19 protein-coding genes and 1 riboswitch are annotated in these 24,840 nt (G+C 45.0%); of the genes, 14 read left to right on the top strand and 5 right to left on the bottom strand.

The features are described from left to right. Positions 1 to 295 precede the first annotated feature (295 nt). The 5 genes from CA598_RS21750 (at position 296) to CA598_RS21730 (ending at position 7,872) form a co-directional block, all read left to right on the top strand. Positions 296 to 1,231, top strand: a complete 936-nt coding sequence (locus CA598_RS21750; RefSeq protein WP_256989940.1) for an ABC transporter permease — start codon at positions 296 to 298, stop codon at positions 1,229 to 1,231. 64 nt (positions 1,232 to 1,295) lie between these two features. Next, on the top strand, positions 1,296 to 2,201 hold the full coding sequence (locus CA598_RS21745) for a carbohydrate ABC transporter permease (RefSeq protein WP_094872458.1): 906 nt from the start codon (positions 1,296 to 1,298) through the stop codon (positions 2,199 to 2,201). A gap of 145 nt (positions 2,202 to 2,346) precedes the next feature. Continuing rightward, the gene (locus CA598_RS21740; RefSeq protein ID WP_094872456.1) at positions 2,347 to 4,104 is read left to right on the top strand and encodes an ABC transporter substrate-binding protein; all 1,758 of its coding nucleotides are present in this window, start codon (positions 2,347 to 2,349) and stop codon (positions 4,102 to 4,104) included. 115 nt (positions 4,105 to 4,219) lie between these two features. Further along, complete coding sequence (locus CA598_RS21735) at positions 4,220 to 6,592, top strand: glycoside hydrolase family 95 protein (RefSeq protein ID WP_256990586.1); 2,373 nt, start codon at positions 4,220 to 4,222, stop codon at positions 6,590 to 6,592. Positions 6,593 to 6,732: 140 nt separating this feature from the next. Continuing rightward, positions 6,733 to 7,872 (top strand): transglutaminase domain-containing protein, encoded by a 1,140-nt coding sequence (locus tag CA598_RS21730; RefSeq protein ID WP_094877869.1) that lies wholly within the window; start codon positions 6,733 to 6,735, stop codon positions 7,870 to 7,872. 409 nt (positions 7,873 to 8,281) lie between these two features. Here CA598_RS21730 and CA598_RS21725 read toward each other — a convergent pair whose 3' ends face one another. Together CA598_RS21725 and CA598_RS21720 are read right to left on the bottom strand one after the other, a co-directional pair. Beyond that, positions 8,282 to 9,760: an amino acid permease gene (locus CA598_RS21725; protein ID WP_094877868.1), complete on the bottom strand. Its 1,479-nt coding sequence runs from the start codon at positions 9,758 to 9,760 to the stop codon at positions 8,282 to 8,284. Positions 9,761 to 9,940: 180 nt separating this feature from the next. Further along, positions 9,941 to 10,146, bottom strand: a riboswitch (Lysine riboswitch). Positions 10,147 to 10,249: 103 nt separating this feature from the next. Then, positions 10,250 to 11,386 (bottom strand): virulence factor, encoded by a 1,137-nt coding sequence (locus CA598_RS21720; protein WP_094877867.1) that lies wholly within the window; start codon positions 11,384 to 11,386, stop codon positions 10,250 to 10,252. Between the two features lie 243 nt (positions 11,387 to 11,629). Here CA598_RS21720 and CA598_RS21715 point away from each other — a divergent pair, with 243 nt between their 5' ends. The 3 genes from CA598_RS21715 to CA598_RS21705 all read left to right on the top strand — a co-directional run bounded on the left by CA598_RS21715 (position 11,630) and on the right by CA598_RS21705 (position 15,000). Further along, positions 11,630 to 12,595: an MBL fold metallo-hydrolase gene (locus CA598_RS21715; protein ID WP_094877866.1), complete on the top strand. Its 966-nt coding sequence runs from the start codon at positions 11,630 to 11,632 to the stop codon at positions 12,593 to 12,595. A 156-nt stretch (positions 12,596 to 12,751) separates the two neighbouring features. Next, the gene (locus CA598_RS21710) at positions 12,752 to 14,377 is read left to right on the top strand and encodes an ABC-F family ATP-binding cassette domain-containing protein (protein WP_094872450.1); all 1,626 of its coding nucleotides are present in this window, start codon (positions 12,752 to 12,754) and stop codon (positions 14,375 to 14,377) included. A gap of 146 nt (positions 14,378 to 14,523) precedes the next feature. Then, on the top strand, positions 14,524 to 15,000 hold the full coding sequence (locus CA598_RS21705) for a histidine phosphatase family protein (RefSeq protein WP_256990585.1): 477 nt from the start codon (positions 14,524 to 14,526) through the stop codon (positions 14,998 to 15,000). Between the two features lie 82 nt (positions 15,001 to 15,082). Here the strand turns inward: CA598_RS21705 and CA598_RS21700 are convergent, their stop codons facing one another. Continuing rightward, positions 15,083 to 15,268, bottom strand: a complete 186-nt coding sequence (locus tag CA598_RS21700) for a hypothetical protein (RefSeq protein WP_094872449.1) — start codon at positions 15,266 to 15,268, stop codon at positions 15,083 to 15,085. Positions 15,269 to 15,392: 124 nt separating this feature from the next. On the opposite strand from CA598_RS21700, the gene CA598_RS21695 reads away from it, so the two are divergent. Then, a complete protein-coding gene (locus CA598_RS21695; protein ID WP_042191865.1) occupies positions 15,393 to 16,262 on the top strand; it encodes a cation diffusion facilitator family transporter in 870 nt (289 codons plus the stop codon). Positions 16,263 to 16,462: 200 nt separating this feature from the next. Continuing rightward, positions 16,463 to 17,539, top strand: a complete 1,077-nt coding sequence (locus CA598_RS21690) for a C40 family peptidase (RefSeq protein ID WP_094877865.1) — start codon at positions 16,463 to 16,465, stop codon at positions 17,537 to 17,539. Between the two features lie 236 nt (positions 17,540 to 17,775). Here the strand turns inward: CA598_RS21690 and CA598_RS21685 are convergent, their stop codons facing one another. Both CA598_RS21685 and CA598_RS21680 read right to left on the bottom strand, forming a co-directional pair. Continuing rightward, positions 17,776 to 18,150 carry a hypothetical protein gene (locus CA598_RS21685; RefSeq protein WP_094877864.1) on the bottom strand — a complete coding sequence of 125 codons (375 nt, stop codon included), beginning with the start codon at positions 18,148 to 18,150 and terminating at the stop codon, positions 17,776 to 17,778. A gap of 126 nt (positions 18,151 to 18,276) precedes the next feature. Next, on the bottom strand, positions 18,277 to 18,444 hold the full coding sequence (locus tag CA598_RS21680; protein ID WP_042131050.1) for a DUF1328 family protein: 168 nt from the start codon (positions 18,442 to 18,444) through the stop codon (positions 18,277 to 18,279). A gap of 188 nt (positions 18,445 to 18,632) precedes the next feature. On the opposite strand from CA598_RS21680, the gene CA598_RS21675 reads away from it, so the two are divergent. The 4 genes from CA598_RS21675 to CA598_RS21660 all read left to right on the top strand — a co-directional run bounded on the left by CA598_RS21675 (position 18,633) and on the right by CA598_RS21660 (position 24,797). Further along, positions 18,633 to 19,139, top strand: a complete 507-nt coding sequence (locus tag CA598_RS21675; protein WP_094872444.1) for a DUF948 domain-containing protein — start codon at positions 18,633 to 18,635, stop codon at positions 19,137 to 19,139. 60 nt (positions 19,140 to 19,199) lie between these two features. Beyond that, complete coding sequence (locus tag CA598_RS21670; RefSeq protein WP_094872443.1) at positions 19,200 to 19,724, top strand: hypothetical protein; 525 nt, start codon at positions 19,200 to 19,202, stop codon at positions 19,722 to 19,724. A gap of 235 nt (positions 19,725 to 19,959) precedes the next feature. Continuing rightward, positions 19,960 to 21,132, top strand: a complete 1,173-nt coding sequence (locus CA598_RS21665; protein ID WP_094877863.1) for a SpoIIE family protein phosphatase — start codon at positions 19,960 to 19,962, stop codon at positions 21,130 to 21,132. Beyond that, positions 21,129 to 24,797, top strand: a complete 3,669-nt coding sequence (locus CA598_RS21660; protein ID WP_094877862.1) for a response regulator — start codon at positions 21,129 to 21,131, stop codon at positions 24,795 to 24,797. The genes CA598_RS21665 and CA598_RS21660 overlap by 4 nt, the downstream gene beginning before the upstream one ends. Positions 24,798 to 24,840: the final 43 nt, after the last annotated feature.

The raw sequence follows: 24,840 nt of genomic DNA, 5'->3' as shown, positions 1-24,840 counted from the left end.
TCTGAGGATAACAGCGATCGGAAGTCCAAATATTCCGCGTAGCGACTTACATCCAGGTGAGTGTTTCCAGAAGTCCAATCCAAAGAATAATGCAGACGCCAGCAGCATTAGCCCCCCTGTGTCGATGAGCCGAAATGAGAATTCACCCCGGACAAAAATCTCTAATTTTCACCTGATTTTAAGTCGAATTTATAGGGTACTGCAATCGCTTACAAAGTTTTAGAATTATGACATAGAGAGGAGGGGCTTTATGAAAGCGGACACAGTAACTGCTCAAATCCCGCCGGACACCCGAATGCGCAACAAAAAGCCTGCTTCAGGAGGACGGTTTTGGAGAAGCTTTAAGAATCAAAAGTATTTGTGGATGATGTCGATACCTTTTGTCATCTGGGCATTCGTTTTCAGTTATCTCCCCTTATGGGGCTGGACGATGGCTTTTCAAAAGTACAAGCCCGCACGTGGCTTTTTTGAACAAGAATGGGTAGGTTTTGAACACTTTAAGACACTGTTCAGTGACTCGCAATTCCTTCTGGCGCTGCGTAATACGCTGGCGATGAGTGGAATGGGTCTCATCGCAGGCTTTATCTTTCCGATAACGTTTGCAATATTGCTAAACGAAGTTCGCCTCGGATTTTTTAAACGATTTGCTCAGACGGTCTCGTATTTGCCCCACTTTGTATCTTGGGTGGTTGCAGCGGGGATTGTAACTAAAATGTTATCTAGTGAAAATGGTCTTGTAAACGATCTCTTGTTAACAATTGGATTTATAGACTCACCTATTCAGTTCATGGCTCAGGGCCATCTCTTCTGGGGAATCGTTACTTTATCAGATGTGTGGAAAGAAACCGGGTGGAATGCGATTATCTACCTTGCAGCTATCTCGGGTATCGGACCTGAACTGTACGAAGCGGCCCGGGTAGACGGAGCCAGCAGGCTTCGCCAAGTATGGCATATTACCCTTCCAGGTATCCGGCCGACTATTACAGTGCTACTCATTATGTCGATTGGTAATTTGCTGAATATCGGCTTTGAGAAGCAATTCTTGCTTGGAAACAACCTCGTTACCGATTATTCTCAGGTGCTGGATCTGTACTCTCTGAAATACGGACTAGGCATGGCGAGATATTCCTACGGTACCGCGATCAATATATTCAACTCAGTGATCAGTGTAATCCTGCTGTTTACGATTAATGGAATCTTCAAGCGTACAACTAAAGAGAGCCTTCTGTAACACAGAAGACCTTCTACCAATCGTGGCTGCAATATTGCCCTTTTCATGAAAGGAGAGCGTTACAGTGGGGAACACAGCTATTACCGGAAAGTCGTGGTCAGACCGGATCTTTGACTTCATAGTGTACTTCGTAGTACTGTTCGTGGTTGTAATCACGATCTATCCGTTTCTGAATGTGCTTGCGATCTCGCTGAATGATTCAGTGGATAGTGTGCGCGGCGGTATCACCATTTATCCCCGGGAATTTACCTGGGACAATTACTTGAAAATCTTCAGTTTCGCAGGGCTGATGACCGGGTTCAAAATATCCGCTTTGCGGACAGTCATCGGTACTTTGTTCGGACTGATCAGTGCCTCGATGCTAGCATTTACGATCAGTCGTCCTGACTTTGCAGGCCGCAAGTTCGTCTCCACATTCTTGGCGATGACCATGTATATCTCTGGAGGGATGATTCCAATATACATGCTGATCAAGGATCTGCACATGATGAACAGCTTTGCAGTCTACGTATTGCCTGGATTAGTTAGTGCTTTTAATGTCTTCGTTATCCGCTCCTTTATTGACGGTCTGCCGTATGCACTGCAGGAATCGGCGAAACTGGATGGAGCGAATGATTTTACCATTTACTGGCGTGTCATCCTGCCGCTGATGAAGCCGGCTCTAGCAACAATCGCGCTGTTCCTGGCGGTAGGTCAATGGAATGCATGGTTTGATACGTATTTGTATAATGGTTCAAGCCCTCAACTGACGACATTGCAATATGAACTGATGAAGGTTCTGCAGAGTACAACCAGTGGTAATGGTGGCGATTACCGCTCCAACATTGCTTCTCTAGCTTCGAATCAGGTCTCGCCAGAGTCTATCAAGATGGCGATTACGATTGTCGTAACCGTACCAATTTTGTTGGTGTATCCGTTCATTCAGAAGTACTTTGTTCAAGGTATGACACTTGGCGCTGTGAAGAGCTAATCACAGCTACAGGGGAGCTTAGTCTCCCCTGCACTTTAATTGTGTTTTGTATCCGTTTTCTTTTTCTGTGGGAAGTTTTGGGATAAGTATTAACAGGATTTATCTGTGATACGATAGATAAACAATTTTAAGGAGGGTTTATGTAATGGGGAATAATAGAAAAATAAAAGCTAAAGCAACTGCACTTACACTCACTTCTATTATGATGCTCGGCATGCTCGCAGGTTGTGGTGGAAATAACGGCAATAACGCAGCTGGAGATGCAGCTAAAAATGCAACAAATAAGGGTAATGCGGCTAATTCGGCCAATGCGGTTGAGGATACTTCTCCGCTCACGATGACTTTCTTCAGTGCTGACCCTAACCCGAACTGGACAGGCATGCAAGACGAAGTTGGTAAAGTGATTACAGAAAAAACAGGAGTTACCTTGAATGCTGAATACGCGGTTGGTGACCCTGCTCAAAAAGTAGCGTTGATCGCAGCGAGCGGTGATTATCCGGATCTGATCAGTGCCAAGACCGACGTAAGCAAGCTGGTGGATGCAGGCGCAATGCTTGATCTGACAGATCTGATTGAAAAATATGCTCCGAACATCAAAAAAGTATTAGGCGAAGAAGGCATGAAACGCTCACGCTACAGTGATGATGACCACGCGATTTATGCTATTCCTACGTATGCAGGTGTGGATAACAAATACTTTGATGCTGGTGGCGGATTTGAACTACAGCATCGTGCTGTTAAAGAAGCGGGATATCCTGTAATTAAAACGGTCCAAGATTATGAGAACGTAATCAAGGCTTACCTGGAAAAACATCCCACCGATGAAAATGGTAACAAAAACATCGGTCTGACCCTAAATGCAGATGATTGGTACATGTACATTACAGTAACTAACCCAGCATTCACTACTACAGGCTCTCCTGATGATGGTGAATATGCAATCGATATCGACACACAAGAGGTAACTTATCACTTCCGTCGTCCTGCTGAGAAAGAATATTTCCGCTGGCTCAACCATATGAATGATATCGGATTGCTTGACCCGGAAAGCTTCGTTCAAAAGTATGATCAGTACAAAGCTAAAATCGCTACCGGCCGTGTTATTGGTTTGATTGACCAAGACTGGGGTTATGGCGATGGAGAAAGAGCATTGAAAGCTGAAGGTAAGCTAGATCAAGGATACGGGCACTATCCAGTAACCCTGTCTGAAGAGTACAAAGAAACTTCCTTCTGGCCTACAGGCTTTATGGGTGGTAACGGTATTGGGATCAGTGTAGATGCTAAAGATCCAGTACGTGCCATTAAATTCTTGGACTACTTAGCTTCCGATGAAGGTCAAGTATTGGTTAACTGGGGTATTGAAGGTAAGCATTATAACGTAGTTGACGGCAAACGTGTCATTCCTGAAGATGTGAACAACCGCAAATATAATGACACTACCAATTTCCAAAAAGAAACAGGACTTGGCAATGTCGGATCAAACTATGCTCTGCTTAGCGCTCACTATGGTGACGGCGTATTGGACCCAACTGGAAATTACTATACAACTCGTTTCCCTGAGCAAGTAACTGTAGGCTACAATGCAGTTGAAAAAGAAACACTTGCTGCTTATAAAGCAACAACTTGGAAAGACCTCTTCCCAAATGAAGATGAATTCAAAGTTAAACCTTGGGGCGCGGCATGGAACATCACGATTCCTGGGGATAGTGAAATTGTCGTTCTCGACAACAAGCTGAAGGATATCAGTTGGAAACGGATTCCTGAAGCCATCTTGTCCAAACCAGCTGATTTCGACAAAGTTTGGGATGCTTATATGGCTGAACTGGATAAAGCTGACGTGACGAAAGCTGAAGATTTACGTGAAGAGCTGGTTAAACAACGCGTGAAACTTTGGAATGAGTAATTACTGAATCGCGGCTAATAAAATAAAAGCATGAAGATGGCGGGAAGTCCGAACGAAAGTCCGGGCTTCCCGCCGATTTCTTTTCATCTGTAATTACAGGATAGGAGGAATATACGTGGGAGAAGGTAAGAACACTGGGCGGCATGATCTCTGGTATAAGCAGCCGGCGGCTGTATGGGAAGAGGCAATGCCAGTCGGTAACGGCCGTCTGGGCGGCATGGTCTTTGGCGGAACGGAAGAAGAACTGATTCAACTAAATGAAGACACCTTATGGTCGGGCTTTCCACGGGATACAGCTAATTATGAGGCGCTGCGTCATTTGGCTCCGGCCAAACATTTAGTGGCAGAGGGGGAATACAAGAAAGCGGAAGCACTGGTAGATTCCAAGATGTTAGGCAGACGGACTGAATCCTATCAACCGCTCGGAGACTTGCGAATGAAGTTCAATCTTGGTAGTCCTATAGAGGATTATCAGAGAGAGCTTGATTTGAATCAAGCGCTTGCTACGGTATCCTATACTGCTGGGGATGTAAGGATTGTGCGCGAAGTTTTGGCCAGCAGACCAGATGAACTTATAGTCATTCATATCCATGCAGAGGGGAGAAAGGGTGTGGGCATTCTACCGGATTTCTCGGTGGCTCTGACTTCGCCGCATCCTTCTCGAACAGAGATTACTCCTGACGGTATGCTGATAATGACCGGTCGTGCCCCGTCGCATGTTGCTGATAATTATGTAGGAGATCATCCGCGTGCTGTATTATACGAAGAGGGTCTCGGCATAAGTTTTGCCGCTGCAATGGAGATCCGTACAGATGGCGGTAATTGTAGAGCTGAGAACGGTATATTGTCGGTTTCAGGTGCGCGCTCCATTACGATCCGTCTAGCTGCAGCAACCGATTTTGCCGGGTATGACCGGATGCCAGGAAGCGGCGGTAAGCTACCTTCGGAGTTGTGCCTAGAGCAATTGGCTTTATCTTCTACTGGATATGCGAAACTGAAGCAGCGCCATCTAGAGGATCATCAGTCCTTGTTCCGCCGCGTGGAGTTGACGCTTGCATCTTCGTCCTCCCGGATAGAGCTTCCCACGGATAAGCGACTAAAACGGTACCAGGAGGGGCAGGCAGATTCTGCGCTAGAAGCGCTGCTGTTCCAGTATGGCCGGTACCTGATGATTGCTGGCTCACGGCCGGGTACACAAGCTCTGAATCTGCAAGGGATCTGGAATCCCTATCTCCAGCCGCCATGGAACAGTAATTATACGACCAATATAAACACTGAAATGAATTATTGGCCAGCCGAGTTATGCGGGTTGGGTGAATGCGATGAACCTTTAATCGATTTTATTACTGAACTTAGTGTGGCTGGCAGTCGTACAGCAAATATTCATTATGGCGCACGTGGCTGGACGGTGCATCATAATACAGATTTGTGGCGTATGACATCTCCGTCAGACGGCAAGGCGATGTGGGCATTTTGGCCAATGGGAGGCGTTTGGCTCTCTCGCCATTTATGGGAACGTTACGCTTTCCGTCCAGACGAGGAATATTTGCGCAACACAGCTTTTCCTTTGTTAAAGGGAGCCGCATTATTTTGTCTGGATTGGCTGGTAGAGCTGCCTGATGGAAGATGGACAACGGGTCTGTCTACGTCACCGGAGAATGTATTCTTGACTGCTGATGGCAAGCCATGCAGTGTTTCAGCTGGCTCAGCTATGGATTTATCGCTGATCGATGAGCTGTTCAAGCATTGCATTCGGGCTGCTGAGATTTTGAATACCGATGCCCAGCTGAGGCAGGAGCTGAGTCAGAAACAGGAACGACTCGCTCATCCTGGGATTGCACCGGACGGACGTATTCGTGAATGGAGTGAGGATTTTGCTGAACAAGAGCCTGGGCACCGCCATGTCTCTCATTTGTATGATTTATATCCCGGAAATGTAATTAGTCCTTCCTCCACACCAGAGCTAGCGGAGGCAGCAGCGTTAACGCTTAAGAAGCGCTTGGAAGGCGGGGGTGGACACACGGGCTGGAGTGCAGCCTGGCTGCTTAATCTATATGCACGTTTGAAGGATGGAGGGAGTGCGTATAGCTGTTTACGTCGTATTTTGCAAGATTCAAGTCTGCCGAATTTATTCGGTAATCACCCTCCATTTCAGATTGACGGTAACTTCGGAACTACGGCCGGAATTGCTGAAATGCTCTTGCAGAGTCATCAGGAAGGGCTTGAATTATTACCGGCTCTTCCAGAAGAATGGTCTGAAGGTAGTGTGAAAGGCTTAGTAGCACGTGGCGGCTTTATCACAAATATAGAATGGCGTGAAGGACGCTTAATGAAGGCGGAGCTGACCTCGACTCATGGTCAAATCTGCAGAATTTATAGTCACCAGCCTTTGCTCATTCAAAGTTCTGATGGTTCACGAATAGGTCTAGAGATGGAATTTGAAACCGTAATAGGAGAGACCTATATCATTACACCACAAAGCGAATAAAACACATCGTTCTAGCATATAGGCTGTTCTCAGAGTAGAATTATTCTACAGGGAGCAGTCTTTTTTTGCCTAAACGCTCATTATCTATTAAATGGTAGGGTTCGTTATAAGACTATAGGAGCCGGAGGAACGGAATATATATGTGGAAAAAACGCTTTACATTAGTAAAGATCATTCTGGGAGGAGTGATTATATTCGCTGCTATTCCACCGATGATTTATTGGGGCTGGGGTCATGCTTATGCGGCTTCGAGTTCACCCACCCTTCGTTCTGTAAATGAAGTAGCGCAGAAGCTAACGGGTGCAATGAACAACCGAAGGGAGACCATTACTTTTACTTATGAGAGCAAAGGTTCAAATTTGAAAACGAAAATACAAGCGGCCCTGGATCAAGCGATGGCTAGTGATCCTTATTTGTATTACATTATAGACAGCTACGGATATACTTATCGAGGAAGCGCAAGCTCTGTAAAAGTTACGGTGGAAGTGAAATATTTGGAGACGCTGGAGCAGACGGCTTTTGTGAACAAAGAAGTGAAGGCTGCGCTGAAGAAGATCATAACGCCGGGCATGAACAATCATCAGAAGGTGAAGGCGATCCATGATTGGGTTGTGCTTCATCTGAAATATGATACTTCGTATCGTAAATATACGGCTTATGAAGGATTGAAGAGTGGCAGCGCCGTTTGCCAAGGGTATTCGCTGTTGACCTATAAGCTGTTAAAGGAAGCTGGATTCACGAATAAAATCGTGGAGGGTACAGCAAAGCAGCCGGGAGGACGTAGTCAGTTGCATGCCTGGAATCTAGTGTTATTAGATGGACGGTGGTATCATCTCGACACGACTTGGGATGACCCGACACCGGATAAGGCTGGCGTTATTAGTACGGCGTACTACATGAGGACAGATGCACAGATGCGTCAGGATCATAGCTGGACGAAATCCTATCCGGCCGCGTCGGTAGGTTATCATAAGACCTTGTCTGCACTTGTGGAGCGTGGAGGACAGAGTGCAGCTGTGTATAAAAAGCTTCAGAAGGATCTCAATTATGAGCTATATGCCGAGGAGCTAATTGTACGTTCGGTAGGAGATCTGACTCGGCTAGCGAATAAGGCAATGGCCTCCGGTGAGGTGTCTATATTATTCCGCTATCATGGGAGTGGAGCACAGCTTAAGAATGACCTGCAGGAGCTATATAAGCTTGGACTAGAGGATGTATCTTACTCCAGTTCTGCTTTTGACAATACGGGCGACCTCAAAGTGTTTGTGACTTGGGAATAGAAGGATATAAGAAAGGGACATCCCATAAGCCTGAATGGCTGCGGGAGATCCCTTTTTGTTTTTTTTACGGGTTCTTATTCGCGAATCTCTTTGTGTATTACTTCAATGATGCCTATAATCTGAAGCGCTGATTAACAATTAGGGAAAATCTCCCTGAAATTCACCTGATTTGTTGGTAAATATAGAACTCAACCCAATTATTAGGGAGAAATCCCCTAATTCCATTCAATTTAAGAGCTTTCTATCTATCTTTAGGGCGATTTTCCCTAATTACTTTCACATAGCTTAGCTGCAGTGAACGCCAAAAATGAAGGAGCTAAGCGTTGAGAGACTGCTAGGCTCCTTCATTTGCATTCTAACAATGTTTTACTACTCAGATTGCTCAAAACAGCCACTTTTTCAAGTCATTTTATTCTGGGTGAGTACTAAGATCGCATTTATCCAAAGGAATAATACTGCTCTTTCGGAACCAGCGATAGCCGACCCAGATTAAGAGAAACAGCGGTAAGCTGATATAAGAAACGGCGATACCATACCAGTCGATCGTTCCACCTGTGAAGGCGCCCATATTCTGACCGAGTATAGCTACAATACAAAGTGCTAAGGCAAAAATAGGTCCGAATGGGAACCATCTGGCCCGGTAAGGTAGTTCATCTAGGGAATGGCCTTGTGCTATAAAGGCACGTCTGAAGCGGTAGTGGCAGACTGCAATGCCTAGCCAGTTAATAAATCCGCACATCCCAGAGGCGTTCAGTAGCCAGTTATATACGGCACCATCACCAAAGAATGAAGCAAGAAAGGCGAGCATTCCGACAGCCGTAGTTACTAGCAAAGCGCCAACAGGGACACCACGGCGATTAAGCTTGCCCAGTGCGCGTGGAGCCATTCCATCCTTAGCCATTGCATACAGGACACGGGTGGAAGCATACATTCCAGAGTTCCCTGCCGACAGTACAGAGCTGAGAATGACGGCATTCATTACGGATGCAGCAATGGCAAGCCCGGCTTTATTGAACACGATCGTAAACGGACTGACTCCGATGTCATCGATGCCACCACGCAGCAGATCTGGATTCGTATAAGGAATCAACATTCCGATTACAAATATAGCAAGGATATAAAAGATTAATATACGCCAGAATACTTGGCGGATCGCAATGGGGACGTTGCGGCGTGGATTCTCGCTCTCACCCGCAGCAACGCCGATTAGCTCGGTACCCTGGAAGGAGAATCCGGCTGCCATAAATACCCCGACGAAGGCAAAGAAGCCACCGTTGAAGGAACTGCCCCCCATTTGGAAGTTACTGAAGCCTACAGCTTTTCCACCCATAATGCCGAATATCATGAGCACCCCGACAATAAGGAAGGCGATAACGGTAATGATTTTGATAATAGCAAACCAATATTCTGATTCCCCATAGCCACGAGCAGATAGGAAATTCAGACCGAACATCAGTAGAAGGAACACCAGACTCCAGAGGAAGGAAGGACTGTCCGGGAACCAATATTTGATGATGAGGGTAGCCGCTGATAGCTCTGCTGCAATCGTAACCGCCCAGTTATACCAGAAGTTCCAACCGATGGCGAAACCAAAGCCGGGGCTGACGAAACGAGTGCCGTAGGTACTGAAGGACCCGGAGTCCGGTAAATAGGTGGCGAGCTCTCCAAGACTAGTCATGAGAAAATAAACCATTACCCCCACAGCGGTATAAGCCAGAAGGGCTCCACCAGGTCCTGCTGAAGCGATCGCGCCGCCACTGGCTAGAAACAGACCCGTCCCAATAGATCCGCCTAGTGCGATCATGGTCAAATGTCTTGCTTTGAACGATTTTTTAAGCGCAGGCTGATTTATGTTGCCTTGCGCTGGGTTGTGCTGATTGCCCTGCATGAATATGACACTCCTTATGATCTAATCTTACTGTTCATGAACGGGGAGCGCTGAGCTGCTTACTCCCGCAAGGCGGGAGGTATACTTCGATGATGTACGAAACATACAAATTCTGTAAACGCAAAGAAGCCGCAAACTATGTCTGCGGCTTCCATCTATACAGCTCCGCATCATACTCCCTGTGAAGATAGCGCAACACACTGCAGTCTGCTACTTACGCAGGCTGTACAATGTGACAGTTCCGTGCCTTTCGGCAACGGCCCCAGCCTGCACCGCTGTAAGAGCTACAGCGCAAGCTTCGGCGGATATTCCTTTCGGCGTGATTCATAGACGGCTCTAACGTCTCCACACGCGTACTCTTTATATCCGCGACCTCTACCTCATCTTAGTATGACGAGGCTATCTTTACTTCATTCATTTATAAACAACAGGAATTAGTATAAAGCAAGTTTACTTCTCAAAGCAATGACAAAATCAGGTACTTCCGTGTTAATTACGACGGCGTTCTGACATCTGCTGCCATACGGTGCCTGCTGCTGCTTCACCTGAGGCGATACGCTCCAAAGCCATCTTGGCCTGAAGGCCAACCTCGAACTCTGGATCATCTGCTGCAAGTGTGAGCGCATCTTGAGCTTCGGATGTGCCAACTTCATAAAGAAAACGAGCTGCGCGCCAGCGGACAAGCTTGCTCTTATCTGTTAGTGCCGCCGTCATCACTGGCGTGGCGGCAGGATCGCCGATGTCGGATAGCGTATCGCCAGCCGTACGTCTTACGGCTGGGGCGCTGTCAGCCATCGCCTCATAGAGCAGCTCCATCGCCTCAGGTGTGCGAAGGTCGCCTAGATACACGACAGCAAGCCTGCGAATATGCAGCTTGGGATCGTGTAGCGCTGCCTTAAGCTCCGGCAGGAGCTCCGCCGTCGGCGTAAGATCCTCGAGCGCGGCGTAGCGCACGCGCCAATCCTCATGCTTCAGGTCTCGCAGCAGCTCATCCTGCGTGCGAGTTCGTCTCTGCTCGACGAACTCACCTTCGGCTCCGTGCGCAATAGCTTGCTGCACGAGGGAGTCGAGGCGTTCCTGCGGATACGCTGCCTCGATTTCTTGCTCGACCTCGCGCGCAATGTCCGCGGGCTCGCCATAACGCACGCCGTAATCGGTGAGCTTGCGCTCTTTGATCATTACGGCGCTAGCCACATCCATAACCGCTTTAGTAAAGCGGTTAGCTAAGGATATGCGCTCTTCATTCGCGCCTGTTTTTACGCGGATTTGCATCGGAATTCCGCGGAACAATTGGACGAAGACTTGCGCTTCCCCAAAATGCGCACCGGCATTCTCGTCAGCCAGACTCCAATCTCCAGTTAATCCTTCGTTGCTCCCGAAGCGGCTTTGAACTTCCCTTAGAATGGCCGCCCAATCGGCGTTGCCTTTGCGCTCAAGTGCTGCAAAGTCAGCGGCATGATAAATGCTAGTAACGCCCGGTATCGTTAACATTTCACGTGCCCAAGCAGGTGCGGAACGCTCACTTTCTGGCGTATAGGTCTTGCGAATTCCGGGTTCTAAACTTTCGTCCAAATGTAGCTTCATCGTATTTGGACTTGGAGTCGGTTCAATAAAAGTAATCTTCATACGTAGCTCCCCCTTGAACGGTATATGCACCGCCATACTTTATACACATATTATCTCATTTCTGGCGTGAAACCAAAAGAACTCTTCTATTATTTCGCTAAAGTCTGCCATTGTGAGGAATAAAAGGGCGAACCTTTATCATGCTATTTGTATATTTTGCAAAATACGCTGCTGTTCAATATAGTTGTAGTATATTCGCAAAAGCTAGGATTGCCCGGTAAACTTCTGAAGAAGAGGTGTTGTATGCCTAAAACTCGTTACCATAACGTCGATAATGTAAGTACCGATAAATCATTAAAGGAATTTCGCCAGTGGCGTGAGGAGCGTCGTCGCAAGAAGAAGGACTATTCTTATGTTGTACCGAATACGCCGCCCAAAGTATCTTATCTGTCTGAGAATCGATTGGAGAATACCATTACGTGGATTGGGCATTCAACATTTTTCCTTCAATATGAAGGGATGAATATCATTACAGATCCCATCTGGGCGAGAAGGCTAGGCTTTGAAAAAAGACTGGGACAACCGGGGATTCCACTTAGCGAAGTGCCACCGATTGACCTGATTCTGATTTCGCACTCTCATTATGACCATTTGCATATCGCCTCTATCCGTAAATTATATCGGGCAGGGACAACGCTTGTAGTTCCTGTTGGTCTGAAGCGTAAAATGCTTCGCAAAGGGTTCCACAACTGTGTGGAAATGGAATGGTGGCAGGAGATTAAGCTAGGTAAGATCAAGCTTAGTTTTGTTCCTACTCAGCACTGGACGCGGAGAACGCCATGGGATACGAATACTTCTCATTGGGGTGGGTACATCTTGGAGCCCGCTGACTCCGGAAATCAGAAGTCTTCTCCAAATCTTTATTTCGCTGGGGACAGCGGTTATTTCCCAGGCTTTAAGGAGATCGGAAACCGTTATAAGATCGATATCGCGCTTATGCCGATTGGGGCCTATGAACCGGAATGGTTCATGACCTCTCAGCATGTAAATCCTGAGGAAGCCATACAAGCTTTCCTAGATGTAGGGGCGGAGACCATGATTCCGATGCATTACGGTACCTTCAGACTTGCTGATGATACCGCCCGGGAAGCGCTGGATCGCATGGAGAACGCCCGAGTTAAACACGCGATTTCGGAGGAAAGAATTCGTATACTCGGTTATGGAGAAACACTGGTCGTACAAAAGGAGAATCGCACATCTGGGGAATAATTGAAAAAATTCCTCCTTAAAAGTTGTCGCTGTAAAACAGCTGGAATAAGTTTCGCAGGAGAGAGATCAGCTTAAATGCCTATTTCACGGGATTTTTGCACTGATTTTATGCTATAATGAGCCGAAACCCTAAAGTGAAAAGGATGGTAATGCGTAATGATTAGCACAAGCGGCGTAACACTCCGCTACGGAAAACGCGCTCTCTTCGAAGATGTAAACATAAAATTCACCCCTGGTAACTGCTATGGTTTGATTGGTGCCAATGGTGCTGGTAAATCAACCTTTCTGAAAATTCTGTCTGGGGAGATTGAAGCGAACACGGGTGATGTTCATATAACACCAGGTGAACGCCTTGCAGTTCTGAAGCAGAATCATTTCGAGTACGATGAATTCCCGGTACTTGAAACAGTAATTATGGGTCACACTCGTCTTTATGAAATCATGAAAGAAAAGGACGCGCTTTATGCGAAGTCAGATTTCACGGAAGCAGATGGCCTACGTGCCGGTGAGCTTGAAGGCGAATTTGCAGAACTTAATGGCTGGGATGCAGAGCCGGATGCGGCAGCTATGCTGATCGGTCTTGGTATTATGCGTGAACTGCATGATAAGAAAATGGCCGAACTGAGCGGCAATGAGAAGGTACGGGTACTCTTGGCACAAGCCTTGTTTGGCCGTCCAAATAACCTCCTGCTCGATGAGCCTACCAACCACTTGGATCTAGAATCGATTGGCTGGTTAGAGAACTTTCTCATGGATTATGAAGGTACTGTTATCGTCGTATCCCATGACCGTCACTTCTTGAACAAAGTATGTACGCATATTGCGGATATTGATTTTGGCAAAATCCAGATGTACGTTGGTAACTACGACTTCTGGTATGAGTCCAGTCAGCTTGCTCAAGCTTTGCAGCGTGATTCGAACAAGAAGAAGGAAGACAAGATCAAGGAACTGCAAGCCTTTATTCAGCGTTTCTCGGCCAATGCTTCCAAGTCTAAGCAGGCGACTTCTCGTAAGAAACAACTCGAGAAAATTACGTTGGATGACATTCGTCCATCTAACCGTAAATATCCGTTCCTCAACTTCAAACCTGAACGTGAAGCAGGTAAGCAGCTTCTGACAATCAGTGGATTGACCAAATCGGTTGAAGGTGAGAAGGTTCTTGATGAAATCAGCTTTGTAGTTAACAAAGGTGATAAGATTGCTTTCGTGGGTCCTTACTCCCAGCCTAAATCACTGCTGTTTGATGTGATCATGGGTGAGCAGGAAGCGGATGCAGGTGAATATGCATGGGGAGTCACTACAACTCAAGCTTATTTCCCGAAAGACAACTCCAGCTATTTCGATGGCGTGGACATGAATCTCGTAGAATGGCTGCGTCAGTATTCTAAAGATCAAGATGAGACGTTCCTACGTGGATTCCTTGGACGGATGCTGTTCGCCGGAGAAGAAGCACTGAAGAAAGCAAGCGTATTGTCCGGGGGCGAGAAGGTTCGCTGTATGCTGGCGAAGATGATGCTGAACGGTGCGAACGTGCTTGTATTCGATGAACCTACCAATCACTTGGATTTGGAATCCATTACGGCACTGAATAACGGACTGATCGATTTCGACGGGACTATTCTTTTCACTTCCCATGACCATCAGTTCATCCAAACGATTGCTAACCGTATCATTGAGATCACACCTACAGGTGTAATTGATCGCACGATGACATACGATGAGTATTTAGAGAATCCAGAAATTAAGGAAATGCGCCAACGCATGTATCCTGTAGAAGTATAATATTTACTTTCCGCCGTTATGCGGAAGGAACCCGTTAAGCAGCTACTCTAATCCTAATAGGATTGGAGTAGCTGTCTTTATAATTTCTATTTTGAAAAGATAACGGCAGGTGATGCTTGTGGACAGAACTATTTTTATTATGAGGCATGGGGAGACCGAATTTAACCTCCGAATGGAAGGTGATTTCAAGTCCACTTGGGAGAGCGCTGCAAAGCACACAAATTTTGTGTGATATCTTAGGTTATGATTTCAATAAAGTAGAAACGGATTCTAGGTTAAGTGAGGTTTCCGTTGGTTCTTGGTCAGGGTTAACGCTTAAGGAAATTGAGCAGGGCTGGCCGAATAGTCTTGAAGATACGACTATGTATGATTGGTATTTTCGTTCACCAGATGGAGAGAGCTATGAAGCGGTTCAGGAGCGTGTCACAGACTGGCTTGATAGCTTGTCCTCCACTCCGCGGGTCATTGCGGTTACACATGGATTAACAAGTAGAATTCTACGGGGAGTATACGCGGGGCTTGCAAGACAGGACGCCTTATCACTTGAGGTTTCCCAAAGCGCATGTTTTCAGTTGGCTAATTATACAATAAAGAGAATCAGTTATGAATTTGATGAGTTCTAGCCCATCCATTAAGGCAGACGAACGCATAAAAGGCTGCGTTGTCCCTGAGGGATACGCAGCCTTTTATGTTTATAAAATAGTGCTAGGATCCGCCGGTACGACGGCGTTGGTTGCTAGGCTTTTTGTTATTCTGACTTTTTAGGGGTTTAGCGGATCCGGCCTGGAAAGTTGATCCAGGTTTAGAGGAAGATTGTTGTTTCTTCTGCTCCAGCTTTTGCCGGATAGCTTCAGCTAAATTGATTTTTCCTTTTTCATTGTTTTCGCTCATTATGATAACCTCCTTTGAAGCAAGTCCTTCACTTTATTCTAATTGTTTTTAAATGCTGCTACAAGGGCAAGAATAATTGAAAGAATTCTTTTCTAACAAAACAGAAAACGAGGAGACAGCCCAAATGGTTGATATTTACGAAGATATACGTAAAGGCGAGCGTGGCGCTTGGGTTAGTATAGCCGCTTACCTCATTTTATCGACATTCAAGCTGGTTAGCGGTTATCTATTCGCCTCTAGTGCATTGGTCGCGGACGGTGTCAATAATTTAACTGACATCGTAGCATCTGCAGCCGTGTTGGTTGGTCTAAAGATTTCGCGGAAGCCGCCTGACTCTGACCATGCTTATGGACATTTTCGGGCAGAGACAGTAGCTGCATTGTTGGCTTCATTTATTATGGCGGTAGTAGGTATTCAAGTGATTGTGGAGGCGGTGCGGTCCTTTTTCGATCGTGCAAAGGAAACCCCGCAGCTATGGTCTGCTGGTGTGGCCCTAGTGTGTGCAGTAGCAATGATGGGAGTATACATATACAACAAAAGGCTGGCTAAGCAGATAAATAGTAGTGCACTCATGGCAGCGGCGAAAGATAATTTTTCGGATGCTATGGTTAGTATAGGTGCTGCTGTTGGGATTGTAGGTGCGCAGTTCGGACTGCCGTGGATTGATTCTGCGGCGGCAGTAGTTGTCGGACTAATTATCTCTAAGACGGCATGGGATATTTTTCGTGACTCGACCTACCGGCTTACGGATGGCTTTGATGAAGATAGATTGATGGATCTACGTAGTACGATTGCTCGAACACCGGGAGTAGAAGGGATTAAAGATGTGAAGGCACGGGTGCACGGGAACCATGTACACGTGGATGTTGTAGTGGAGGTAGACGCGAATATTACAGTGGTGGAAGGTCATAGGATTAGTGATTCCATTGAAGAGAGAATGAGCAAGCTACACAATATTATGAATGTACAGGTGCATGTGGAACCTAAAGATTAAATTGAAAAATTCTATTTTAAGGAAAAAACAAACATATTCAAGGAGGATTCAAGACTTTAGTCCTGTGTTTTACCATAAAGTGGCATGATTATATGTGCAATTTGGAGCATGTTCCAAATCCCGGGCAAGCCTATAATGAGGGCATAAAGGAATGTAGTACACACCTTTGTTGAAATCTCATCATGGTATTGGGGGAACGTATGATTAAATCACATAAGCAATTAACAGCATCCTTATTGGTTTCAGCTGCAATTGTTGCAGGTTTAGGAGTATCTGCTCCTGGAAATGCAGCAGCAGCCTCAAGTCCATCAAATTCAGTTATGGCAGCAGCAGCCGGTCAAACAGCGGTCATCGAGGCAAGTGTTCGCCTTCGCAGTACACCTTCTACAAGTGGAGAAGTAGTGAAGTATTTGCAAAAGGGAGATCAAGTGCAGATTGTGGCACAACCGAATAGCTATTGGTATCAGGTGAAAGCAGCGGATGGATCCGTAGGCTATACAAGTGCAGATGATAAGTATATCAGCGTAAATTCATCATCAGTAGGTACACCAACAACACCATCAGCACAAACGGGAACCATAAAGTACGGAGTGAATCTTCGAACTACACCTTCTACAAGCGGAAAAGTACTGAGACTTCTGAAGAAGGGGGAACAAGTACAGCTTCTGGCACAGCCGAACAGCTCCTGGTATCAAATTCAAACCTCTGATGGTAGCATTGGATATATAAGTTCAAGTGATCAATATACTTCGTTCGCTAATAATGGGGGGACTGGGACGGTAACGCCGACACCAACGCCGCCAGCACCAGTACCACCTATTTCTACACCTGGGGCTTCTGCCCAAATCGAGAGTGTAATCTCAGCAGGTATGGGCTATCTTGGGACACCTTATGAGTTTGGTTCCAGCAGATATGATACAAGTACCTTCGATTGTTCTGATTTTATCCGGCAAATTTTCATGGATGGTGTGAATCTGAAACTGCCTGCTGATTCCCGTCAACAGGGAGATTGGGTGAAATCGAATAGTACGGTAGTTACGTCTACTTCCGGTTTGAAACGCGGCGATCTAATGTTCTTTATGGATTATAAAGGGAACTCCGCTTCAGCGTATGAAGGGGTCGACAAATCTAAGGCAAGAATATCGCATGTTGCTATGTATCTAGGAGATGGACAAGTTCTCCATACGTATTCCGTAGCTTCAGGCGGGGTGAAAGTAGATAAATTAAGCGCTTCTTGGACGAATCGTTTCCTCTTCGGGGGATCGGTCATCCGATAATTATATAGGTATACAGAAGCGGCAGCATCGCATGTTTGTGACGGGTGAACAAAGGCGGCGTAAGCGCAAAAGCTACCCCCTCAGTAGAATGATCTACTGAGGGGGTAGCTTTTTGTATATATAAGAGTTTATATGTTCCGTTCTATAAATTATCCTTATATTTCTCGCTTAAACACTTGCCGTCCTTATAGGGACGCCGAAGGCATTTATGCTTGTTATCATCTTTTTTGTACTAATTACATAATTACATTGGCAGCAACAGGAACCTTTACCCACGCTTTTCCTAGCCAAGTGTAGATTTCTCTCCATTCATTGCCCCAAGTATCCGTGATCACTTCACCTGTGGTATCAAGCGTTTGAGCGCTAAGCCAGCCTGCGGGAATCATACTGCCAACTGAAAAGTGGAAAGCTGTTTTTTCGGTTAGAACAATTTGTGGTGTGGCTGGAGTAATATCCGATGGGGTAATGATCGTTTCAAAAGATGTTGTGTAAGTGCTTCGATCTGCGGTCGTAGAATCTGTAGTTGTCCCTGTTACCTCTGCGGCTGATGCTGTAGCTGCTATTGAAGCCATAAGTCCCAAGGCAACTGTTATGCTGGCGAATTTTTTCATGTTAAGTTCCTCCTCATTATGATCTAATTTCAAAACTTTTTCTTATTTTCTCAAGTGACATCTGTGTGGGAATGACCTATACTTTCTGCATGATGAATAAGATATATGGATAGTTATGGGAGGAGGCTACATCGATCTACCTCTGCGTCCCGTGAAGAGGGAAACAACAAACAGAACCAAGAATACGAAGAATAGTATCTTTGCAAGACCAGCAGCGGCTGCTACAAGATTGAAGAAACCAAAGATACCAGCGATTACAGCTACAACTAGCAGAATTGCGGACCATTTTAACATTACATATCACCTATCCTTTTTTTGATTTGTAGTCATTGTATAAACGGGGACTTTGATTCTGAAACAAAGGGGAGCAGGGAGTTTTGACAACGCTCGACAGATTGTTTCGGCATATGGTAGTAGGGGTAACTATGCAGTATACAAGGCTGATTAGCCACTATTTATGAGATTTGGAAGGGGTTATGAATATGATCATTGAACTTAGTGTAGCTCTCGTTGCCATCGCATTCGCAATACTTGTTTTCTTTCTAATTAAGACTTTGCAGTCAGCGAAGCAATCTCTTGACAAAGTAAGCCAGACCTTGGTGGAAGTGCAGAAGACGATGGATGAACTGACTTATGAAGTGAAGACTACAGTCAGACATGCAAATGAAATTACCGCTGATGTACAGAATAAAATTCAGAAGATTGATCCTGTCATAGATTCTGTGAAGAATTTGGGAGAAGTTATGAATGAGTTGACCTTAACCGTTAAGCAAGTTTCAGTAACTGTGATTGAAAGATATCGTAAATCACATGAATTGAGGGAGAAGCGTAAGGGGGTATCCTTAAAAGAAGCTCCGCTGACTCCAGCTGAGGAACGTACGGTAAACTCTTATGATGCTGTTAATAACGAGAAAGCACCGGGGAAAATAGCTACTGTGTTAAAAAGTGTGGATGTAGCTGCAACTCTTTGGAAAAAATTCCGTCATTAAAGTTAAGGCAGCAAGTCCTCTGTAAATGGCGGCTGCAGATAAGAAAGGTGGGATAACAACATGAACATTATCATTCTTTTGTTTAGTCTACTTTCCCCATACTTTGATGCGTCTCCACAGTTGACGCCTATCTCAACTTTTAGTGATCAGCCTAAGACAGTTCTCACATTTGAATATTCCTCAGAAACGAGCCCTTCTATAAACCGTTTTGATTCACTGCAAGGTGTTGCTTTATATGCTACGAAGGAAGAATTGCTTCTGGCCAAGGGTGATCCGCTTGCGGTAACAAATGATCCATTGCAAGGGACAGAGGAGTACCAATATGCAGATGTGACAGTGGGTGTTGGTGAGGGGTTTGTGCTGTATGTGCATGTCTCACCATCTCAAGCACAGCAGTTTGGTCTACAGGTAAATGGGGTGGGAATTGATCCCATGAAGGATAATGTGCAATCTACCTTGGGTAAACCGTATTTTATAGCCGAAGATGGAGATGTGTATATGAGAGGAAATAATGCGCTCAAAATATATCGAAATTTAGCAGGTGAATTTGAAGGTATTGATTTATTTGATAGTATTTCTTCTTAATATGTTTCACTTTTGATCATTTTGGTTAATAAATAGGGGCTGTCTTTACCATAGAGTAACCTCCCGAACCACTACATGTAGTGGCTCGGGAGGTTACTTTGCTGAAGGCGTAAATGAACCTATTACTATATTTACATATATTAAAAATAGAAATAACACATTTAAATAGCGTATGATATAGGTAATGAGTCGCAGAATTTTTCGTTCGTAATACTATTCGTGTGAGGTGAAGATGATGAGAATCTTAATCGTAGATGACAATCCGACTAATGTTATCATTATCCGTGAAATCCTGAAAAAAGAAGATTACCGAAATTTCGTAACCGCATCCTCAGCAAAAGAGATGCTTACGCGGTTGGGTATCGGTTCTGTGAGTGAAGATGGACGTCCTCGGATGTCCGATATCGATCTGATTTTACTGGATATGATGATGCCGGAAATGGATGGAATCGAGGCATGTCGTGTTGTGCAGCAATACGAACACCTGAAGGATATTCCAATAATAATGGTTACAGCTGTTGGAGATTCCAAGAAGCTGGCAGAAGCACTGGATGCAGGTGCAGTAGATTATGTTACAAAACCCATTAACAAAGTGGAGCTGATGGCCCGAATTAGGCTCGCGCTGCGGTTGAAGCGAGAGAAAGATTGGCATAAGGAACGAGATCAGCGGATTCAAGAAGAATTGAGACTGGCCGCACTTGTTCAGAATGCTGTGTTGAGCTCGCCTCTTCAGGAAGAAAATTTTGAGGTCAATGCCATCTATCAGCCATCCTCTGAGCTTGCCGGTGATTTATACGCGTGGTACCCCCTTGGTGATGGCCGATATGGCGTGATCCTGCTGGACATTATGGGACACGGAATATCGTCCTCTCTTTTTTGTATGTTTCTTGCTTCTGTATTAAAGGACACGGTAACTACGTATGTAGAGCCGGAAAAGGTAATTCAGGAGCTCAATCGAAGGTTTAATCAGCTCTATATTGAGAAAAAGTTGATCCAATACTACTTTACGACCATTTATCTTGTGATAGATACCCGTATGAAACGTATTGACTACGTTAACGCCGGGCATCCACCAGCGCTGTTTTTTGAAGGCGAGGCTAAGACTCCAATCATGCTGGAGAGTAACTGTCACCCAGTAGGTCTGTTTGAACGGATCGATATTCAGCCACAGAGCTTAACCTATGAAGATGAAGGGCATTTAGTTCTTTATACAGATGGTCTATTGGAACTGGTTGAGGGTGAACAAGAAGAGCAGCTTAAATTTATGATTCAACATTTAAATGTTGAACATAAGTGGAACGAAGAAGCTATTCGGGCTGCATTTTTCAATGTAGAGGTTCCTAAAGAGCGTGATGATGATAAATGTATTGTGTGGATCTCACTGAAGAAGGGAACAGATAGAGAATGAAGATAAAGGCTAAACTCTTAATTGGCTTCAGTGCCATGTTAGCGATTATGCTTGCACTTACGATGATAGGATACGACCGCTTAAATTATATGAATGACCAACTGGAAGGTTATCAGGATAGATATATGAAGGGGCGGTCTTCTTCGGGGATGCGTGGAGAAGTCAATGATATGGCGCGAATATTGACCACGACCATGCTAAGTGCAGATGCATCATCGGTAGAATCTCAAAAGAATGAGATTGATAAAAAGATTACTAAAGCGAATGAGTACTACGAGAAAATAAAAGCGTCGATGACCAGCGCTGAAGAGATGCAAATGGTTAGTCAAATAGATGATGCGTACACCTCTTATATAAATTATCAGGAAAAGGTATTGAAACTGCTATCGGCTGGTTATTTTCAAAATGCCAGCACATATTCCAACACAGAGGGACAAGCGATTCAGAATGCCGTGTTAAACGCTCTGAACAGTCTCTCTGATTATAATGCTTTTATTATGAACGAAGAGAGTACGAAGGCCAACGAAGCTTATAAAAGTTCGACTCAGATGGTAGTTCTTATGATGATTCTGGGCTTACTTCTCGGACTTGGAGTAGTTCTATGGATCATCCCAAGCATCACACGGGGGCTTAATGTCGTTTCAATGATGATTACCAGCTTTGGCAACGGTAGAGTGAGAGCCATACGGCGTATAAAGGTTACTACTAAAGATGAAATTGGTGAGGTTGCTCTCGTCTTTAAGAAGATGGCTTTAGATCTTGAACAGAAGCAGCAAATGGAACAGGCCTATGCGCAAGCGCAGAATGACCAATCCTGGCTGAATGCGAATGTTGCTCAGGTGACGGAACTATTGCGAGGTGTTAGCTCCTTGGATCAGGTCTCACAGACCTTCATCAATGAGTTTACCCCTGTGCTGGGAGCACAGTTCGGAGCTGTTTATTTAAAAGATGCCAATCGTCCTGATTTTTTACGAAGCAGTGGATATTATGCAGTAGATAATGATAAGAAACCTAAGGACGGGTTTATGATTGGAGAAGGGCTAGTAGGACAAAGTGCGCTCGATATGCATCCAATCAGACTGGAGAAGGCTCCTGAAGACTATTCATCCGTTAAGTCCGGATTCGTGGATGCGCAACCTGGATATATTTCTATTCATCCGCTTATTTTTGAAGATGAACTGCTGGGCGTAGTAGAATTTGCTTCATTCCAACCTTTTAGCAGTTTGAAAAATGATTTGCTGCAGCAACTTGCGAATAATTTAAGTATTATTTTTAATAATATTAGCCGTCGTTTGATCGTGGAGAAGTTGTTGCGTGATTCACAAGCTCTTACGGAAGAGCTGCAGTGCCAGTCGGAGGAATTACAGACTCAGCAAGAGGAATTGCGTCGCTCCAATGAGAATTTGGAGGAGCAGACGGATGCACTTAAACGGTCGGAAGAACTGCTTCAGCGTCAGCAGGAAGAACTGGAGCATTATAATACGGAACTTATTGCTAAGACTCGTGCTTTAGAGGAACAAGTGCAGGAGGTCGAGGAGAAGAAGGATGAAATTGAGCATGCTAAGATTCAGTTAGAGAAACAAGCGATGCAATTATCTGTGACAAGTAAATATAAATCGGAATTTATGGCGAACATGTCCCATGAATTGCGGACACCGCTCAACAGTCTTTTGATCTTGTCTCAACTGCTTACAGAGAATAAGGATGGTAATTTAACAGAGAAGCAGGTTGAATTTGCACATACGATTTACATGTCAGGAGCAGACCTGCTTAAGATGATTGATGAAATTCTGGATCTTTCCAAGGTTGATGCAGGAAAAATGGAACTGAATCATGAAGAAATTAAACTGACTGAGCTGAAGAGCTTTGTGAAGCAGAATTTCGCTCCGCAGGCACTCAAAAAAGGACTCTCCTTACGGATTACCTTTAACGAGCCGTTGCCAGATAGCTTAATTGCCGATAGTCATCGCTTGAAGCAGATCTTAAGAAATTTACTCTCGAATGCCTTTAAATTTACAACCGAAGGTTTCATTGAATTTTCAGTTAGCCCAGCAGATAACAATCTATTGCCACTAAACTTGCCAAGTGATAAAGAGTATATTGCTATCGCTGTGAAGGACAGTGGAATTGGTATTCCGGCTGACAAAACAGATATTGTATTTGAAGCCTTTCAACAAGTAGACGGAACAACCAGTCGTAAATATGGAGGCACAGGTCTGGGATTGTCGATCAGCCGTGAATTGGTTCGTATAATGGGGGGAGCTATTGCATTGGAATCCCGTGAGGGACAAGGCAGTACCTTTACTTTGTATTTGCCAGTGAAGGCGAATTACATTAAACAGCCTGCAGCAACAGAAGCTGCTGTAACCAAAGAAGATTCAACGTTTAATGAATATATTGGAGATATGCTTCCAACCCTTAAACCAACGCCAGTCCATGAACCTATTCCACAATTGATGATCGATGATGACCGTGATCATTTGACTGCAAATGATAAGGTTCTGCTTATTATTGAAGACGATGAGAGCTTTGCGAAAATATTACTGGATATGGCTCATGGCCGCAATTTCAAAGGGCTTGTAGCCCTTCAAGGCGATACTGGACTGCAGATGGCGAAGACTTATCTACCTGATGCAATTATTCTAGACATTCAGCTGCCTGTAATGGACGGTTGGACCATCCTTAGAGAGTTAAAAAGCGCATCTCAGACCCGCCACATTCCTGTCCATGTCATCTCTGTAAATGATGAAGTGAAGCAGGGGCTTATGATGGGGGCTATGGCTTATTTAAGAAAACCATCTTCTAGAGAAGCTCTAGAGCGGGCGTTCTCGCAAATCGAGAACTACACCTCCAGTACGTTGAAATACTTGCTGATTGTTGAGGATGATGAGATTCAGCGTCGTTCTATCATGGAATTGATCGGTCACGACGATGTGGCTATAACCGCAGTTTCAACTGGCGGGGAGGCACTGAGTGAGCTACGGAAGCAGAGATATGATTGTATGGTTCTGGATCTGATGCTTGAGGATATGACAGGTTTCGATCTGCTGGATCAAATTCGTGATGATGAGGAATTAAATGATCTACCTATTATTATTTATACGGGTAAGGATTTGGATAGCAAAGAAGAGACACAGCTACGCAAATATGCGGAATCAATTATTATCAAGGATGTACGTTCTCCAGAACGGTTATTAGATGAGACTACGCTGTTCTTGCACCGGGTAGAAGCCAATCTTCCGGAAGATAAACGTAAGATACTGCAGAAGCTTCATAATAAAGAAGAATTGTTCGAAGGAAAGAAAATACTGCTCGTTGATGATGATATTCGCAATGTGTTTGCGCTCTCCAGCGTACTCGAAGAGTATCATATGGAAGTGAAGTTTGCGGAGAATGGACGCGAGGCGCTGGAAATGCTGGTAGAACAAGAAGATTTCGATCTTGTACTAATGGATATGATGATGCCGGAGATGGACGGATATGAGGCTATGCGCCGGATTCGCGAGATGCCGCAGTATAAGAAACTGCCTATTATTGCGCTTACTGCCAAAGCTATGAAAGAGGATCGTGCCAAATGTATTGAAGCGGGGGCTTCTGACTATATGAAGAAGCCAATCGCAACAGGTCAACTTCTATCTTTAATGCGAGTATGGCTGTATTCGTAACCTCAATATTGGGGTAATACTTTAAAAGAACTAACAAAAAGCC

The organism is Paenibacillus sp. VTT E-133291, assembly GCF_002264395.1.
Taxonomy (GTDB): Bacteria; Bacillota; Bacilli; order Paenibacillales; family Paenibacillaceae; genus Paenibacillus_AQ; species Paenibacillus_AQ nitricinens.
The sequence above is the reverse complement of the archived record's forward strand: the minus strand, read 5'-3'. Positions and strand labels throughout refer to the sequence as shown.